At 58.2% G+C, this 16,899-nt stretch carries 14 protein-coding genes; 1 reads left to right on the plus strand and 13 read right to left on the minus strand.

Features of this window, described 5'->3' with window-relative positions; translation table 11 throughout:
* Positions 1–12: 12 nt before the first annotated feature.
* From G3N59_RS14740 to gloA, 10 genes are all read right to left on the minus strand, one after another.
* On the minus strand, positions 13–1,053 hold the full coding sequence (locus tag G3N59_RS14740; protein WP_205983360.1) for an acyltransferase: 1,041 nt from the start codon (positions 1,051–1,053) through the stop codon (positions 13–15).
* A gap of 40 nt (positions 1,054–1,093) precedes the next feature.
* Positions 1,094–2,194: a hypothetical protein gene (locus G3N59_RS14745; protein WP_205983361.1), complete on the minus strand. Its 1,101-nt coding sequence runs from the start codon at positions 2,192–2,194 to the stop codon at positions 1,094–1,096.
* A complete protein-coding gene (locus tag G3N59_RS14750; protein ID WP_205983362.1) occupies positions 2,184–3,476 on the minus strand; it encodes a polysaccharide biosynthesis protein in 1,293 nt (430 codons plus the stop codon). Before G3N59_RS14750 ends, G3N59_RS14745 begins: the two co-directional genes overlap by 11 nt.
* Entirely contained in the window at positions 3,467–4,636 is a 1,170-nt protein-coding gene (locus G3N59_RS14755) for a polysaccharide pyruvyl transferase family protein (RefSeq protein ID WP_205983363.1), read from the minus strand. The genes G3N59_RS14750 and G3N59_RS14755 overlap by 10 nt, the downstream gene beginning before the upstream one ends.
* On the minus strand, positions 4,636–5,871 hold the full coding sequence (locus G3N59_RS14760; protein WP_205983364.1) for a glycosyltransferase: 1,236 nt from the start codon (positions 5,869–5,871) through the stop codon (positions 4,636–4,638). The genes G3N59_RS14755 and G3N59_RS14760 overlap by 1 nt, the downstream gene beginning before the upstream one ends.
* Positions 5,871–8,129 carry a polysaccharide biosynthesis tyrosine autokinase gene (locus G3N59_RS14765; protein WP_205983365.1) on the minus strand — a complete coding sequence of 753 codons (2,259 nt, stop codon included), beginning with the start codon at positions 8,127–8,129 and terminating at the stop codon, positions 5,871–5,873. Before G3N59_RS14765 ends, G3N59_RS14760 begins: the two co-directional genes overlap by 1 nt.
* 87 nt (positions 8,130–8,216) lie before the next feature.
* A complete protein-coding gene (locus tag G3N59_RS14770) occupies positions 8,217–8,690 on the minus strand; it encodes a low molecular weight phosphotyrosine protein phosphatase (protein WP_241023449.1) in 474 nt (157 codons plus the stop codon).
* Entirely contained in the window at positions 8,687–9,898 is a 1,212-nt protein-coding gene (locus tag G3N59_RS14775; RefSeq protein ID WP_346777885.1) for a polysaccharide biosynthesis/export family protein, read from the minus strand. Before G3N59_RS14775 ends, G3N59_RS14770 begins: the two co-directional genes overlap by 4 nt.
* Positions 9,899–9,908: 10 nt before the next feature.
* Entirely contained in the window at positions 9,909–11,318 is a 1,410-nt protein-coding gene (locus G3N59_RS14780; protein WP_205983466.1) for an undecaprenyl-phosphate glucose phosphotransferase, read from the minus strand.
* 720 nt (positions 11,319–12,038) lie between these two features.
* Entirely contained in the window at positions 12,039–12,422 is a 384-nt protein-coding gene (gene gloA / locus G3N59_RS14785; RefSeq protein WP_103707888.1) for a lactoylglutathione lyase, read from the minus strand.
* Positions 12,423–12,638: 216 nt separating this feature from the next.
* On the opposite strand from gloA, the gene panE reads away from it, so the two are divergent.
* A complete protein-coding gene (gene panE / locus G3N59_RS14790) occupies positions 12,639–13,583 on the plus strand; it encodes a 2-dehydropantoate 2-reductase (RefSeq protein ID WP_205983366.1) in 945 nt (314 codons plus the stop codon).
* A 22-nt stretch (positions 13,584–13,605) separates the two neighbouring features.
* Here panE and rsmA read toward each other — a convergent pair whose 3' ends face one another.
* The 3 genes from rsmA to G3N59_RS14805 are packed head-to-tail and all read right to left on the minus strand — an operon-like array spanning position 13,606 to position 16,872.
* Entirely contained in the window at positions 13,606–14,442 is an 837-nt protein-coding gene (gene rsmA, locus G3N59_RS14795; protein WP_205983367.1) for a 16S rRNA (adenine(1518)-N(6)/adenine(1519)-N(6))-dimethyltransferase RsmA, read from the minus strand.
* A gap of 14 nt (positions 14,443–14,456) precedes the next feature.
* Entirely contained in the window at positions 14,457–15,479 is a 1,023-nt protein-coding gene (pdxA, locus tag G3N59_RS14800; protein ID WP_205983368.1) for a 4-hydroxythreonine-4-phosphate dehydrogenase PdxA, read from the minus strand.
* 22 nt (positions 15,480–15,501) lie between these two features.
* A complete protein-coding gene (locus tag G3N59_RS14805) occupies positions 15,502–16,872 on the minus strand; it encodes a peptidylprolyl isomerase (RefSeq protein ID WP_321816223.1) in 1,371 nt (456 codons plus the stop codon).
* Positions 16,873–16,899: the final 27 nt, after the last annotated feature.

Here is a 16,899-nt window from a genome sequence, read left to right on the forward strand (position 1 = left end):
CGAGTCGCCCGCTCATTCGGCCGCCACCCGTTGGCCGCGACCGGCAAAGTGGATGCGGTTCAATATCTTCAATAGCGGACGCTCAACAAATCGATGACAAATATCTCCGACAGCGCACACGAGAATCATCACTGCGAATACACCAACGATGCCGCTCCACGAATGCAAATCAGCGTGACTCGACAATGACTTCTTGAAAACACCGACAACGTAAGGATGAAGCAGGTAGATTGCATAGCTCGCCGCGCCGAGTCGGGCCACTAGACGACCGCGAGTCGCCCAACCCGCCTGCTCGACAGCAATCAGCGACGTGATGAATAAGAACGATGGCACGCCATAGGCGAGAGTGCGCACAAATTTATCTGGTGCCCCATATGAGTAGAAGAACATTGGCATGGCCAGAAGAGAAAGCGCCGCAATCGCGAGCCAAACGTTACGCGGAATACAAGTAACGATCCTGGATTGCACAATAAAATACGCGAGCACTCCGAGGCAAAATTCGAGCAGGAAAGGCTGGCCCAGGTAACGTATGACCAGATTCGACGGTTCAGCCAACGCAACCGTCACGCAGTACGCCACCAGTCCCAACGCCGCAGCAGTGGTCGCCCAACGCGGCCGGAATACGCACAATGCCCAACTGATTACCAAATAGAAGAACATCTCGTACTCAAGCGTCCAGCCGTTGAGGTTAAGCGGCCCCCAGTGGCCGTCCTGCTTCGTATAGGGAATGAAGAGCAACGATTTTGCAAGATATCCAAGGCCCGCAGTCGTGCTATTCAACCAATGCGGCTTGAGTATGGCGATGATGTATATGCCAATCGTCGATATCCAGTAAAGCGGAAGCACCCTCAACAGCCGCCTTGCGAAGAAACGCGATCCTTCACTTGGTGCGACGTAGGACATGATAAATCCACTAATTACAAAAAAAACATCCACACCACATTGCCCAAAAGGTAGCGCACCAAGGTGATATGCGACAACGGCAAGCGCCGCAATTGCTCGTGCTCCTTGGATATTGTGGAGAATCTCTCGTCTATCGGAATTTACTGTCATAGGTACCGAATCGCAATTGAATGAATTGATTTTTTATTCCCTACGCACTCTGGTTACGCGCAGCCTGCTTTATGGCGACCGCTCCAGCGCCATGGAAAGTGGGCTGCCGCACTCGCTCTGGGAACAATGTACTCAAGCGCCAAGCAGCAAACACCACTACGCTGGTCAGATGTCGTGTGTAACTCCCTAAATCAGGCTCAAACAGCATGGAAACCGCCATATGACCAATGACGAGACATGCAAGAATCTCTATCGTGCCCGCCTTGTCCGATGATGACCCAGGCGTTCGTCGGAAAATTGCGACAAGGATGATTCCCATCAAACAGGTCATCACCAGCTCCTTCGGCCCCGGGAAGAAAAGCACCGGCACATGCAGTTTCATAACTGCGTATAAGTAATCAGCGCAAAATGAAGCAAAGGATTCAGGCGGTAACAAATTATAAAACCCGGTTCGCGCACCAAAAGGCGATCCCGCAACAAGATAATCAACTGCCATGTCACGGGGATGCAGGAGCGCGTAGTACGCCTGACTAGGCAATGCAAACAGACCGATAAGTAAAATCAATGCAATAATCATTCTCCCTCGCAATGAGGCCGCTCTAAATAGCCAAGCTGCAACAGCAACCGCGAGAATGAGCAGAAAATACGTCCGAACGGTAGTTGCATATCCGACATAGAGAATGGCCGCCACCATCGCCACTTTCCACGCACTCCAACGTTGCGCGGCGGCTACGAGCAGCAACGCGATTAGCACGACCAGTGTGTCCTTGCTCGCAACAAAAAGGTTGAAGAAAACGCACGGTGCAAGAAGGAACATATTGACCATCAGCGCGCCAAGCCGTTTCGAGTAACCCACCATCGTAAAGATCAAGACTGCACCAATGAGAACGACAAATATCGTCGTTCCAGTCTGTCCCAGTGATGAATAGAACTTTGCGACTGCGTCGAAAGAGGTATTTTGATAGGTACTCGATCCCCCAATCTGTGACTGGATCTTGTCTGAATCGCGAAAAACAAATTCCGGAAGAAAACTACCCGCTTTCAGATAGAGCAATGCATAGAGGATTGAACTGATGGTTGCAATCGAACGCAGCAAACCTTTGCTCAGGAGTGGTCCACCAAGAAAAATCTTACGAAGCATGGTAGTTCTCCGTCACTCTCTTAACCGCATCGCACGATGCATTGCTTGAACAACCAACCAGCCATAGCAACAATGCGACGACGCCGATGCTAGCAAACAGATGTGCGATTGCAGCGCCCACAATACCTACGTAATTCACAAGTAGCCATCCTGCGGGCACCGCGAATAGGGCTACAAGCAAAATCAGTGCGGCTACCTGTTTTCCCAGACGCAACGCGATCGCTCCGCTCCAATAGATATCGGCAATTGAGCGAAACACGAATGACACCAGCAATACGCCCAAGACGATAAATTCCTCCATGCCTGCCGGCTGGTGCGCAACGCGGAAGATAAAGTCCGACGCAATCAGCAACGATGCGGCTCCGACCGCAGACAGTCCCAGGCTCGCGAGCACCGAACGCCGCAAGACGAGGTGGAATCTATCCCGGGAAACATCTAGTGCCTTTACAAGACGCGGACCCGTTGTTACGGCGAGGGTTGCATAGCCGATCGTCTGAATCGCATTAGAAATGGACCAACAAAACACGTATTTACCAAGTACAGAAGGAGGTACAACCATGCCGGCAATAAACCGCTCAGAATACTGAAGCCCGGAAAGAAACGTGGTCGCAACGAAAAACGGCAAGCCGCCAAGCCACAGGGGAAGCATGACGCCGGAGCTATCCAGCCGCTCGCGCTTCGTCCGCTGCTCAAGTCGCCGTTTTTTAGCGACAAGGTCGAAGATCACAACCGCAATTACCAGCCCATTCGCCCCACCCCAGAGTACGAATATTTGCACTGTCGACTGTATCGCCCCTGAAACCAGACCGCCGATGGCTAGCGCAGCCCACGCTCCGGTGCGAACGAATAGCAATAGCGCGCCGAATCGGGATCTGTGCATCGAAAAGATCCACAAATTTGTCTCCAGCCCCGCGTGCTCAGAGAACGCCACGAGCGTGACACTCCAAATGATCGCAGGCCGAATCGATCCAACCACGCGGAATGCACCACTGAACTGCAGTAGCCCAACGACCGCAGTTATAAGCAGATATGTCGCACCAAAAATGAACATCAGACGACAAGCATCTGCGACAACTCCGTTCGAATTGGGCAAACTCAAGCGACGGTTAATTTCAGTGCTGAACCCTAAACCAAGAAGCTTCGACGCAACGACAGAAACCGCGAGGGCGAGACCATAGTCTGCGACCGCAGCAAACCCCAACGTTCGTGCGATCACGACAGTCAGTACGAACTTGAGTACGAGCGCGGTGACACGCAAGCCCAGGCGAATAATCAGGTGCATGATCGCCCTGTGTCGCGCGCCGCTTTCAATGCATGTATGACCTTTTGACGGCCGACGCGAATGTGCTCGAACCCGGTCGACGCGCTAGCCCAGAAGTTACGAATCGCTTCGGGTGCGAAGATTTTTGCCGCTACGGATTCCGCATAAAAATCGGCGGCATTTGCAACCCAATCATCTACCCCGAGATCCGCGTACGCACCGAATCCCTTGCGCTCATAGCTCAGGTGATACGCCGGCACACCGTGCAAAATCGACTCAAGTGCGCCATGCAAGCGAACCGATACGACGACGTCAGGCGTGTCTTGCACAAGTAACTCTTTGAGGGAGACCAGATCTCCGGCAATTCCGATGCTTCGGTAATATGCGAGATCATCGTTTCCTCTCCCGGTACTCTGAACCGCGATACTCACGCGGCAGGATTCGCCCACAAGCTTTAGCAGTGCGCGTGTCGACGACTCGTATTTTTCCCGTTGCTGGACACTCCAGGTTGGCGCTCGCCGCAGCACAAAAGCGACATGCGCAACCTTGGACCCGGCAGTCGCTGCCTGCTCTAATATGACGCGCCCGCGCCGTTCGAAATCGAGCACCGCCAGGTCCGGCGCTCGTAGTGTGTTGGCGTTACCGGAAAGCAGTGTGGCAGAACGATCGTCGCGTACAAATACACCGGAAAACCTGCTGAGCATACCGGCGAGATGCTTGAACAGCGGTTGGGCCGGCATCGTTGGCCCAATGCTTTGCGGCAAATAAACCGTCGGCTTACCCGAGCGTACTGCAGCACGCATCTGGAGGAGGTGGCCTGCTTCGAGTTTCAGTACCTCAGCGCAACTGCGTGCACGCAGGTATCCGCCGCCAACGCCCGCAATCAAATCGACGCTATCCAGAATTCTCCTCAAATCCCGCGTCCGGTTGTTGATGGCGACTGGCATGGCAAATGTCGCGGCGCCACTCAAGCGCCGGATACCTGAGTCCGCAAGCACCGGAGCAGGATAAACGTTCGAATACTGCGGGAATGAACTCGGATCGGCTGCAACTATCGATACCCGCGTTGTCTCCCCTAGCGCCTCCTTCAGCAGCGCAACGGATAGATCAACAAGGAGGCCATCCCCCGAGTTTCTCGAACTATATGCGTGAAGCAATGCAACATGCGAAGTTTCAGACATCACTTCGATTCCTTCAGAAGATGCGTATAGAGCTCGACTATTCGGTCGATCATCGTAGATATGGAGAACCGCTCGATCGCATGCTGACAGTTGGCTCGCATGCGCGCGCGCATGGTTGGATCTACCACTATCGCTTCGACCGCATCGCTCAACAGCGTGACGTCATCTTCGTTAGGGACAACGAATCCGATCTCCTCTGCTTCCACCAACTCACCCGCACCCGACACCATCGTTGCGACAATGGGCACGTGAGCCGCCATGGCTTCCAGCACAACATAGGGAAAACCTTCGTAGCGGCTTGGAAGCAGGAAAAGATCGAACGCGGAGAAATAACGCCGCGCATTCTCAAGCCGTCCCGTCACGATCAAATTTGTTGGCATAGGGGAATGACCGATGTCAGCAGCAGAAGCGAAATCTCCCGGGCCAATGGCGACAAACACGACGTTTTGCAGGCCGCGCTCCCGGAATACTCGCGCTACGCCGACCAGTCGATCGACGCCCTTCTGGAAATCGAAGCGCCCGACAAACCCGACCACGATCGCGTCCGACGGGATTCCGAGAGCGGTGCGCGCCTCTCTCACCGACAGCAGATCGTGTCGTGACACACCGTTGAAGATGGTCACGATACGTTCGGCAGGAATTCGCAATTCGCGTTGCAGGTGATGCGCCTCATCGACCGAGACGGCGATGATGCTGTCGCTGCGCAACCGCCCAAGTAAACCTTCAACTATTCCGTAGAAGCGGCGTTGTTGTGCTGGCAGGTACGGATTCAGCGTGTAGACCGCATGAGGCGTATACACCTGCTTCCATTTGCCAAAACACAAGCGTGCAAGCGCTCCAGCCTTTGAGCTGTGGCTATGGACAATGTCTGGGTCAATCCTGCTCAGACATTTGAACAACTGCGCGAAGGCACGCAGGTCATGTGCGCCGACGGAGCGCTCCATGTCGACTTGGTACGTGAAATCGCACAAGGACACGACTCGCTCATCAAGTATCTGCTTGTCGAAGCGAGTACCAGCGGGCACCACGAGATGAATTTCAATACCACCGCGCGCATGTAGTCCGCGTATCAAATCTGCGATGTGTACAGCGACGCCACCACCTGCTGCTTCGACTACTAGTGCCACGCGTATGCGGCGACCTCGCTCCGGCGTCGGCGAGCTTCTGCGCTCTCGCGTTGCCGACGTCGCATTTCGATCCACGGCGTCGACAAATTCAACCAATTCCGCCTGCATCAGCCTCTCCAACGCAAACCGTTAGTCAGCCTGGCGAAAATGGACTTCCGAGCGGATGACTTTGCATTTGTATAGTCATATCTAACGTAGCGATATGTTCCGTATTTGTTGCCATACGAAAGACGCGCTGAACGTGCATCGACACCATTGAACAGCACACCAGTCACTCGTGACCCACCGTGCTCCAGTCTCCTTCCGCACTCGGACAGCTCCGCCACGCGCGTCAAACCGGCCCGCGCGACGAGCATCACATTCGCACAATGCCTGGCGAGAATGACCGCATCTGTGACAGTCAGCACTGGTGCGGAATCGATGATCACTACGTCATATATCGACGAGCATTCCTTGAGTAATTTTTGCACCTGCTCCTGAGCGAGCAGTTCCGATGGATCTGGTGTTGCACTGCCCGCCGAAAGAAAATCCAGATTCGGCATGACAGAACGTTTGACCAGTTCACTCCATGGCGCTATGCCTGCAATCGCATCTGAAAATCCGCGTGCAGACTCAACGCCAAAATATTTGCGCAGGTATCCACGGCGAAGATCACCATCGATCAGCAATACACGCTTCCCGCTTCTTGCAAGTAATGCGCTGAAATTGGAACTGATGAAAGACTTTCCGATACCGGGCGCCGGCCCCGTCAAAAGGACGATATTATTGGCGGAATTGAATAGCACGAATTGAAGCGCGGTACGCAGGCTGCGCAAGCTCTCCATCGCCGGTTCATCAGGATGAGCTTGGGCGAGTAAGGGCAGCTTCTCGTCCTTGCTGGTGCCTTCCACAGTATATTGCGGCTGCGAGTCCGACTTAGGAATGGTCGCGTATACGCTAAAACCGGTGTGCGACTCGATTTCTTCGGCACTTGAAATCCCGGCAAAGAGGTAACTATGCGCGAACGCGTAGCCGATACCAATTAGCAAACCTAGCATTGCGCCAATCGCAATCGTTACGGGCCGATTTGGAAATACGACGACCTCCGGTACGACAGGCACATCCACTACACGTACGGTTCCGGTCTTTCCTGCTTTGATCAGTTCAAGTTGCTGAATATTGCTCAATAAGGTCGTATACAACTCCGTATCGATCTTTACCTCGAGCATAAGGCGCGCTGCGTCCTGCTCGCTGACCGGCATTCGCTTGATCTGTTGATCGAACGCGCGTTGCTGTCCACTCAACGTTCTAATTTGTGCATCCAGAGCAACGACATCTGGGTGCTCACTGGTCAGGCGGGACACCAGCTGATCGCGCTTTTGCTTCAACTCCAGCATGCGCGTAGTCGCATCGGCAGACTGCTGCAACGCAATCTTCGCCTCTTCACTCAGATCGATCGACCCCTGCTTTTCTCGCAGTTGCGTATAGCGCCGGTTTGCGTCTTCGAGCCGCTGCCGAAGAACCGGCACTTGAGTCTCGAGAAATGCAAGCGATTGCGCGGCTTCTGATGCCTTCCGATCGACGTTTTGCTTAATATAGTAGTGGCCGACGGCCATTAATCGGTCACGCACCGCCAACGGATCCGCTCCTTTGAGCGTAGCAACCAGTACCCCAGACGACTTTATTTGCTCTTCAATTTTCAGAGCACTCTGCAGGTCCGTAATCGCGTTCAGCCGAGAATTGCGCACGAGCTTGAACGACGTGCCCGGCAGCGCATTAAACCCCTTCACGAAAATTTCGATTGGACCATATCCTGTCGAAATTGACTGCACTTGCCCGACGCGCCCGATCACGGCGGCGTCAAGATCCCAACCCGAGAGCCGATACTTGCCATCAGGCAACATCGTCAGAGTGAAGGAGTCCCCCTCCAAGCTTTTTGGGACATCGAACCGATTGACTTCTGCGCGCTCGCTTCCCCACGCCCAGCCACCGATCCCGAACACCCCAGGTCGCACAGGCTCGTCGTTCATTCGCGAAATCAGATTTCCGACGATTGGAAACCGCTCCGGATGAACTTCGATATCCATGCGCAGCTCGTCAACCACGCTCGCTACGACGAGCCTCGACGCCATGATCTGTTGCTCGGCAGAAGCGGGCGAGTTAATGTCGAATATCGACGAAACGCCCCCCAAAAGACTTTGTGCAGCCGCAGCTCCCGCGCTGTCCTCGAGCTGCACGGAAATATCTGCCTGGTAGCGCGGCGGGTACAGGTAGGCAAATGCCATCGCGAGCAAAGCACACGACACGATCATTTTGAGAATGGTTGCTCGATACCTGACGAATATGTCAAGAACCCCGACAATATCGAGCTCGTCTTCTTCTCCCATTTATTCCTCTACGTATTCGATGATTTCAGCGTTGACTCAGTGCATTGATATTCGCATCGAGCGCAACAATTTTCCGTTCACTGGATTTCAGCAGGCAGCCCGCACCATGCTCACGATCTGTCGCCCCCACGACGCAACACCATCGTCGATGTACTTCAACGTCTCGACAAAAGCTTCGCGACCGCGACGGTAGGGATCTGGCACGTTGAATCCACCAAGGGGAAGCGACGCGCGCTGCATGGCATCACCGAGGCGATAAACCCGGCCAACTAGTGAAGGAAAGCGCCGCTCGATGAATCGCTGCTGATCGCGCTCCATCACTAGTACTAGATCGGCTTTCGTTGCCATCCACTCTTCAAGTTGTGTGGCTCGATGAGCGCGAATGTCGATTCCGCGGTCTGCCATGAGATCCACCGCAATGGGGTCCGCACCGTGGCCAATCAGTGCATTCGTTCCGGCGGAGTGGACGACAATGGGATCAATCGCACGTGCGAGCAGCGCCGCAGCCATTGGACTACGGCAGATGTTGCCTTCGCACAAAACCAGAACGCGTTCCATCATTTCGCCACCAAACCCGCAGTCAGGCCGGCGTTGATCGCCGGAATCAGCAGCGTCAGCACACGATTGAAGCGAACAAGCCCGTTGCCGTCGACGTACACGACGTCCTTCGGCTGCAGGTCGAATTCCTTGGCGACAAGCATCGCCACCGGCGATCGCCCATCTAAATGGAAGACTTCTGGTTTGCCGTTCAGCGCACCGCGAACAACAAACATCTGCGCCGCATCAGCCGTTGAGGAATTCACACTGCCCGCCTGTGCGATGGCATCGGCTAGCGTGATTCGCCCAGTTCGACGTGGAATAGCGGAGACTGGCTTGTTGACTTCGCCCATCACGTAGACGTCGTTTTCATCGCGCGCCACGACACGTAGCACATCACCAGGACGCAGATACAGGCGCGACGGGCTGACACCACGTGTCAGCATTTGCGTCAAATTGATGCGCTGAGTCGCGCCTTGGCGGACAAGCAAGAGATCGCTCTGGTCTGCCGTATCGGCAAACCCACCCGCTCTCGAGATCGCTTCGTAAAGCGACATCGGCACATCGTTGACCGCCACGACACCGGGCGTGCGCACTTCGCCGTCGACATAAACCTCATGCGCACGGTACGAGGCCATACGCACAGTCACTTGCGGTTTGATGAAATATTTCGCTAGTGCAGACGTCAGGCGAGACTGCACTTCTTCGGTACGAAGTCCCGTGACATGCAGAGTTCCGGCGTAGGGGAAATTCAGATTGCCAGCCTGGTCTACAACGAAGCCCGAGAATGGATCGCCGGGGCGCGTGGACGCCTGCGCCTGAGACCCACCCAACGCCGCCGCAATCTCTGGGTGATCCCAAACAACGATCTGAAGCACGTCGCCAACGCCAACGGTGTATGCCTGCGGCACCGTGGAAAGTAACTTCACCTGTGTCTGTTGCTCCTTGACCTGATCGTCCTGCATGCGGCGCACGAGCGCCATATTCAGTTCCGTGATGGGCACTTCAGGTGATGCATCGGTCGCGTTGACCACACGCGGAGCATCAGGTGCGTCCGTGGCGTTCGCTGCAGGAGATGTCGACATGCGCATGCCCGGCGCAACCGCGCACGCTCCCAACATCGAACTCAGCACGACTGCGCCGCTCAATCGGCAAATCTGGAGCACGCCAGAGCAGCGCGTGCCGCGTTTCAACTGAGAAAACAACCTTTTCATTCGCTTCACCACTTCCACATTTCAGCAATCAATAAGCATTGCGATGTATCAGACCTTTGAAGATCGTCGCTAGAACAATGCGCATATCAAGCCAGAACGACCAGTTACTGAGGTAATACAGATCGTGCGCAACACGCCCTTGCATCTTCTCGATGCGATCGGTCTCACCACGAAAGCCATTCACCTGCGCCCAGCCGGTAATGCCAGGCTTGATGCGATAACGATGGATATACCCATCGACGATGTCCTGATACAGCTTGTCGTGCTCGATGGCATGCGGCCGCGGCCCGACCACCGACATCTCGCCACGCAGCACATTCAGAAACTGCGGCAGTTCATCCAGGCTCGTGCGGCGCAAGAATGCCCCCACGCGTGTCACGCGTGGGTCATTGCGCGTTGCCTGTTTGACGACGCCGGCGGCCTCGGCATGCACGCGCATGCTCCGAAATTTGTAGATATGAAAAATCTTCCCGTTCGCGCCTTTACGCCGCTGCTTGAAGAACACCGGACCGCGCGAAGTCAGCTTCACAACCAGCGCAATCAGCATCAAAACAGGAGAAAGCGCACACACCGCACACAGCGCAAAAAACCGGTCAAATATTTCCTTGCCCAGCAAGGAATGCGCGGCGATAGGCGACGCCACCAGATTGATCGCCGATGTCCCGTCGAGATCCGCCATGCCGGAATCAAATGGCACCAGCGCACTGACGTCTGGAATGAAGCGGATATTGATCAAGTCGTTGCGAAACAGCTCGATGAAATCGAGCATCGTTTGTTCTTCGGAAAGCGGCAGCGCCAACCAAAGCTCGGCGATATGAAGATTGCGGATATACGAAGCAAATGCGATGCGGTCGCGAAACGTCGGCACGCCGATGCCCGGCGCTTCGGCCTCAGGCCCCGTATCGAAAACAGCCGACACTCTGTAGACCGATTCCGACGTCGCATCGACCTTGCGAATCAGACCTTTACAATAATCTGCAGTCCCAACCATAGCGACAGCACGCGTTTCCGCATCCAGACCCGCAATGCGCAGGCAGAACGCATGCGCCGCGAGCCTGCCCCCGACTACACCCGCAGCAGACAGGCACGCCCACTCGCCAATCCACTCCCAGTCGAGCTGATACGAACGGTGAAGCACGACGACCAGTGCGCAAGCCCCAGCCAGCACAGACAGCCATACCAGTATCGGCAGACACACGCAGCGCCAGAAGAGTTGGCGGCGATTGATTTCGTACATGCCCAGCGAAGGGCAGATCATGAGTGCCAGCAACATCGCGAACGCAACCAGCGCGCTGTCGTATCCGGCGCCACCGTCGAAACTGTGCGTATGCGTCGCAATGAATGCGCCGCCCGCAATCGCCATGACGTCCGACAGGCGCGCAAGCATGCCGCCGTTCCGGAGGAAAACCGAAGCATTACTGGGGGTTGCCAAATGCATACGCTTTTTTCGCTGAGAGATAATGTCGCGGCATATCCATCGATATCGCGCATCCCCGGCACGAGCGATCATGCAGGCCGATTCTGGACGTGCATAACCTCAAGCTCCAGCGCCATGCTTCTCATGGTGCGTGGACATATAACCGGCCAGGAAAGGCGAAGTCTCTGTTCTTGGCGTCCGACCGCAAATGCGGCGAACGCGGATCAGACGACAGCTCATAAAGGCGCGCAGTAGGCGCCCGTTATCAGCACGACGGCAGAAGCTGCGATGGCATCCCTTTGATGCCTCGCCACTCACATGCTGAGCGACGAATTCTGATCGAGCGTCTATTTAGCGTATATAGGACGACTCCGAATTGTCGCTTGAATGCCCATTAGGATTTCGCCATTTCTATCTCGATTTATGCGGCGAGGCATATCCAGCGTCAACAGTTACCCACTTCATCGTCCAAAAAATAAGGATGACGAATTGTTTTTGCGAAGATGGAAAAATTGCCGCGCAGAATCAGGAAAAGATCGCCCTGAATTCACGCATCAATCGCAATATAAGTAACGAGATATACAAATCGAAATTTAAACTTCTTAATGCAAGCATTAAATTTCGATAAAACGCGCCGATATTCTTATTCTATTGACGGGCGATCTACGTTCATTCGTCGTCTCGATGACGATTCTTGCGAGCGACACAGGAATCCTCCCATGTCGCCCGCACAAAACCCGCTTACTTCTTCTGAATAAACTCGATCTTGTACCCGTCCGGGTCGGTCACAAACGCGATCACGGTCGTGCCGTGCTTCATCGGGCCGGCTTCGCGCACCACCGTGCCGCCCTGCTCCTTGATCTTCGCGCAGGCCGCGTAGGCGTCGGCCACTTCAACCGCCAGGTGACCGAAGCCCGTGCCGAGGTCGTACGACGGCGTATCCCAGTTGTGCGTGAGTTCGATCACGGTGCCATCGCGCTCGTCGGTGTAGCCGACGAAGGCCAGCGTGAACTTGCCGTCGGGATAGTCTTCGCGGCGCAGCAGTTTCATGCCGAGCAATTCGGTGTAGAACTTGATCGAGCGGTCCAGGTCGCCGACCCGGATCATCGTGTGCAGCAGGCGCATCGTGTACTCCGTTTTGCCATCGTCAAAACCGGGACTCTACCAAAATCCCGCCCGCCCTGCCGACGGCGGGATGCGTCCCCGTCTGAGCCTCACCCGGCAAACCATCTCGATTTGCACTAGGATGATCGCCATCCTGAAATGACCGTCCGTGCGTAAAAGCCAAAGCAGCGCGGGCGGCCGGTTTTGCGAGCAACAACAGACAAGCGAGGAGCAGACATGCGGATTCTGGTAGTGGGTGCAGGCGCGACGGGCGGCTATTTCGGTGGACGGCTCGCCGCCGCCGGGCGCGATGTGACGTTTCTGGTGCGCGAAGCGCGTGCGGCGCAATTGCGTGCGGATGGACTCGTGATCCGCAGTCCGCATGGCGGCGATCTGACGCTGCGCGATCCGCAGACGGTCACGCGCGAAGCGCTGACGGCGCCCGGCGCCAGGCCCTACGATCTCGTGCTGCTGAGCTGCAAGGCCTACGATCTGGACGACGCGATCGACTCGTTCGCGGGCGCCGTCGGCCCCGAAACGGTGATCCTGCCGCTGCTCAACGGTATGCGCCATCTCGAAGTGCTGCAGGCGCGCTTCGGCACCCAGGCGGTGCTCGGCGGCGTGTGCCTGATCGCTTCCACGCTCAATGAGCAGCGCGAGATCGTCCATCTGAACGACGCCCATGCGATCACCTTCGGCGAACTCGGCGGTGGCGCGTCGGCGCGTGTGGACGCCATCGCGGCGGCGTTCAGCAATGCCGGATTCAACCTGAAGGCGAGCGAGCGCATCCTGCAGGAAATGTGGGAAAAGTGGGTGTTTCTTGCGTCGCTCGCAGGCAGCACGTGCCTGTTCCGCGCGCCGGTGGGCGTGATCGTCGCGACGCCGGATGGCGCGGCGACCGTCGAGCGTCTGTTCGCGGAATGCCGCGCCGTGGCCGCGGAACACGGCCATGCGGTGCGCGACAGTTTCCTCGAACGTTCGCGCTCGATGCTGTTCGCGACGGGTTCGTCCCTCACCGCGTCGATGCTGCGCGATGTGCAGAACGGCTCGCGTATCGAAGCCGATCACATCCTCGGCGATCTGATCCGCCGTGGCGGCGCCGCGCAGCGCGCGTCGAGCGAGTTGTCAGTGCTGCGCATCGTCTACAGCCAGCTCAAGGCCTACGAGGCGCAGCGCGCCTGAGCCGGCTTCGGGGCAGCGGCGCTTATTGCGGCGCCGCTTCGCCCAGCGCCTGCGCCACGCGCACGTACTCTTCCACGGGCACGTCTTCCGCGCGGCGCTGCAGATCGAAGCCGAGCGCTTCGAAATCCACGCGCTCGCGGTAATCGGCCAGCGTATTGCGCAGCATCTTGCGACGCTGCGAGAACGCCGCCGTCACCAGTTCGCCCATCAGCTTCGCGTCGACCTTTGGCAGTTCGTGCGGCGCATACGGAATCATCCGCACGATCGCCGAATCCACCTTGGGCGGCGGCTGGAACGACTCCGGCGGCACGTCCAGCACCTTATCCATCACGTAGCGGTACTGCAGCATCACGGTCAGGCGGCTGAACGCCTTGGTGCCCGGCTCGGCCACCATGCGCTCGACCACTTCGTTCTGCAGCATGAAGTGCTGATCGATCACCTGATGCGCGAAATCCGCGAGATGGAACAGCAGCGGGCTCGAAATGTTGTACGGAAGGTTGCCGATGATACGCAGCGACGGCTTCTCACCCGGCACGGCCAGCGTGCCGAAGTCGAACGCCAGCGCGTCGCCTGCGTGCAGTTCGAGCAGCGCCCCGAACTTCTTGTTGAGGCGGCCGATCAGGTCGCGGTCGAGTTCGACCGCGTGCAGCGGCGCTTCGGGCGTCGCGAGGCGCTCGATCACCGGCCCGGTGAGCGCGCCGAGGCCCGGCCCGATTTCGACCATGCGTTCGCCGCGCTGCGGACGAATGATGTCGACGATCGAGTCGATCACGCCCGTATCGACGAGGAAGTTCTGGCCGAAGCGCTTGCGCGCGAGGTGGCCCTGGTGCTTGTTGTTGCTGCTGCTGCTCTTGGACATCTTGGTCAGTTCTGTCAGACGACGCGCCGATGGCGCGCCATCGAAACGGCGGTATCGATGGCGGCGATCAGGCTGCCCGCTTCCGCGCGGCCAGTGCCGGCGAGGTCGAGCGCGGTGCCATGATCGACCGAGGTGCGCACGATCGGCAGGCCCAACGTCACGTTGATGCCCGCGCCGAACGTCGCGTATTTCAGGACCGGCAGGCCCTGATCGTGGAACATTGCCAGCACGCAGTCGGCCTCGTTGAGATAACGCGGCTGGAACAGCGTGTCGGCGGGATACGGGCCGCGCGCGTCGATGCCTTCGGCAGCCGCTTGCGCGAGCGCCGGTGAAATCGTGTCGATCTCCTCGCGGCCCAGATAGCCGTTCTCACCCGCATGCGGGTTCAGGCCGGTCACGAGGATGCGCGGCGTGGGCACGCCGAAGTGGCGGCGCAGGTCATGATTGACGATGCGCAGCGTCTCCAGCAGGCCTTCGATGGTCAGTGCCGCCGGCACGTCCTTGAGCGGCAGATGCGTGGTCGCCAGCGCCACGCGCAAAGGCCGCGCGCCGGTGCCCGCGAGCATCATCACCACGCGCGGCGTGTGAGTGCGTTCGGCAAGGTATTCGGTGTGGCCGGTGAACGGCACGCCGGCGTCGTTGATCGTGCTCTTTTGCAGCGGCGCGGTGACGATGGCGTCGAATTCCTGCGCAACCGCGCCGTCGATCGCACGATCGAGCAGCGCAAGCACGTACGGGCCGTTGGCGGCGTCCAGCTTGCCGGCTTTGGCGGGCGTGGCGAGCGGGATGTGCTCGACGCTCACCTTCTGCCCCGCCAGCATCGCGGTCCAGTCGACGCTGGTGGCTGCCGCCCGCGCTTCGAGCAGCGCCTGGTCGCCGAGTACGACGAATTCGGCATCCGGCCAGTGCGCCGAGGCGCCCGCGAGCGCCGCCGCCGTCAGCTCGGGGCCGACACCGGCCGGCTCGCCGGTGGTGATGGCGATGCGGATCGGCCGCGGCCCCCGCGGCGCTGAAGACGAAGAAGCGGGGACGTTCACGGCGCGATTCCTTTCAGGCAGATTAGTGCTGCGGCGGCGTCATGCCGCTGATCTTGTAGTCGACGTAGGCCGTGTCGCGCAACTGGCGCAGCCAGTCGGCGTATGCCTGTTCGGCCTTGCGCTGGCCGATCGCCTGACGCGCGAGATCCATCTGCTGCGCAACCGAGCCTTCGGCTTCGCGGCGGCCCAGCACCTGGATCAGGTGGTAGCCGTATTCGGTACGCACCGGCTCGCTCAGCTGGCCGTCCTGCAGCGTGTTCATCGCACGCTCGAATTCCGGCACCGTTTCACCCGGGCTGATCCAGCCGAGATCGCCGCCCTGCGACGCCGAACCGTCCTGCGAGTAGGTGCGTGCGAACTTGGCGAAATCGCCGCCCGCCGCCACTTCACGGCGGATTTCCAGCAGCTTCTGGCGCGCCTGCGGTTCCGACATGCCGTCGCCCACGCGCAGCAGGATGTGGCGCACGTGCGTCTGCACCAGTTGCGGTGCGGCCGCGCTCGTGCCCTGGCCCTGACGGCGCTCGACCAGACGGACGATTTCAAAACCGTCGTTGGTGCGGATCACCGAAGGATTCACTTCGCCCGGACGCATCGTGGACGCCGCCGTCACCCATTCGGGCGGCAGCTTCGACGGTGCGAGGAAGCCCATGTCGCCGCCCTTGCTGGCATCGGCGGCCTGCGAGTTCGACTTCGCGAGGCTCGAGAACTTGCTGCCCGACTGCGCTTCCTTGAGCAGCGCATTGGCCTTCTTCTGCGCGGCTTCGATGTCGGTTTCCGACGCGTTCAGCGGCGCCTTGATGAAGATGTGCTCGAAGTGCAGATCGCTTTGCTGGCCGGCGTTCGGGCCGCGCTGGCTGGCGATGTAGTTCGCGACTTCGGCGTCCGTCACCGAAATCTTGCTGTCGACTTCCTTCTCGCGCAGCTTCGAAAGCGTGAGTTCCGTGCGCGCGTCCTTCGTGAAGGTCGCCCAGGGCACGCCAGCCGCTTCGATGCGCGAGCGGTACGTGGCCAGATCCATGCCGTTTGCCTGCGCGAGGCGCTCGAGCGTACGGTTCACCGATGCGTCGTCGACGGCAATGCCGTCTTCCTTGGCCTTCTGCAGCTGGATGCGTTCGAGCACCATCTGGTTGAGCACCTGGGCGCGCAGCTGGTCCGTCGGCGGGATCGGCGCGTTCTGCTGGGTCAGGCGGCGCGAAATGAGCGTGACGCGGTCGTCGAGCTCGCGCTGCGTGATCACGCCGTCATTGACGACCGCGGCGATCAGATCGACCGTCTTGCCGCTGCCGCCGGGCGAAAGCTGCTGCGCATAGGCCGGGGCTGCCGGCATCAGGCCTGCGACGGCGAAGAGGCTCGCAGCGTACGCTGCCAGGCGAAGCTTTTTCATGATTCCCACAGATACTCCAAAGTTGGCGGGCAGCGT

Origin of the sequence: Paraburkholderia sp. Ac-20340 (assembly GCF_017104965.1) — a bacterium.
Taxonomy (GTDB): domain Bacteria; phylum Pseudomonadota; class Gammaproteobacteria; order Burkholderiales; family Burkholderiaceae; genus Paraburkholderia.

Coding starts and splice junctions, on each gene's coding strand:
- rsmA (WP_205983367.1), bottom strand. CDS start 14,442: ATGTCCAAGAGCAGCAGCAGCAACAACAAGCACCAGGGCCACCTCGCG.
- G3N59_RS14750 (WP_205983362.1), bottom strand. CDS start 3,476: ATGCACCTGATTATTCGCCTGGGCTTGCGTGTCACCGCGCTCGTACTC.
- G3N59_RS14770 (WP_241023449.1), bottom strand. CDS start 8,690: ATGATGGAACGCGTTCTGGTTTTGTGCGAAGGCAACATCTGCCGTAGT.
- G3N59_RS14755 (WP_205983363.1), bottom strand. CDS start 4,636: ATGTCTGAAACTTCGCATGTTGCATTGCTTCACGCATATAGTTCGAGA.
- G3N59_RS14780 (WP_205983466.1), bottom strand. CDS start 11,318: ATGCATTTGGCAACCCCCAGTAATGCTTCGGTTTTCCTCCGGAACGGC.
- G3N59_RS14760 (WP_205983364.1), bottom strand. CDS start 5,871: ATGCAGGCGGAATTGGTTGAATTTGTCGACGCCGTGGATCGAAATGCG.
- G3N59_RS14740 (WP_205983360.1), bottom strand. CDS start 1,053: ATGACAGTAAATTCCGATAGACGAGAGATTCTCCACAATATCCAAGGA.
- G3N59_RS14765 (WP_205983365.1), bottom strand. CDS start 8,129: ATGGGAGAAGAAGACGAGCTCGATATTGTCGGGGTTCTTGACATATTC.
- G3N59_RS14745 (WP_205983361.1), bottom strand. CDS start 2,194: ATGCTTCGTAAGATTTTTCTTGGTGGACCACTCCTGAGCAAAGGTTTG.
- gloA (WP_103707888.1), bottom strand. CDS start 12,422: ATGCGCCTGCTGCACACGATGATCCGGGTCGGCGACCTGGACCGCTCG.
- panE (WP_205983366.1), top strand. CDS start 12,639: ATGCGGATTCTGGTAGTGGGTGCAGGCGCGACGGGCGGCTATTTCGGT.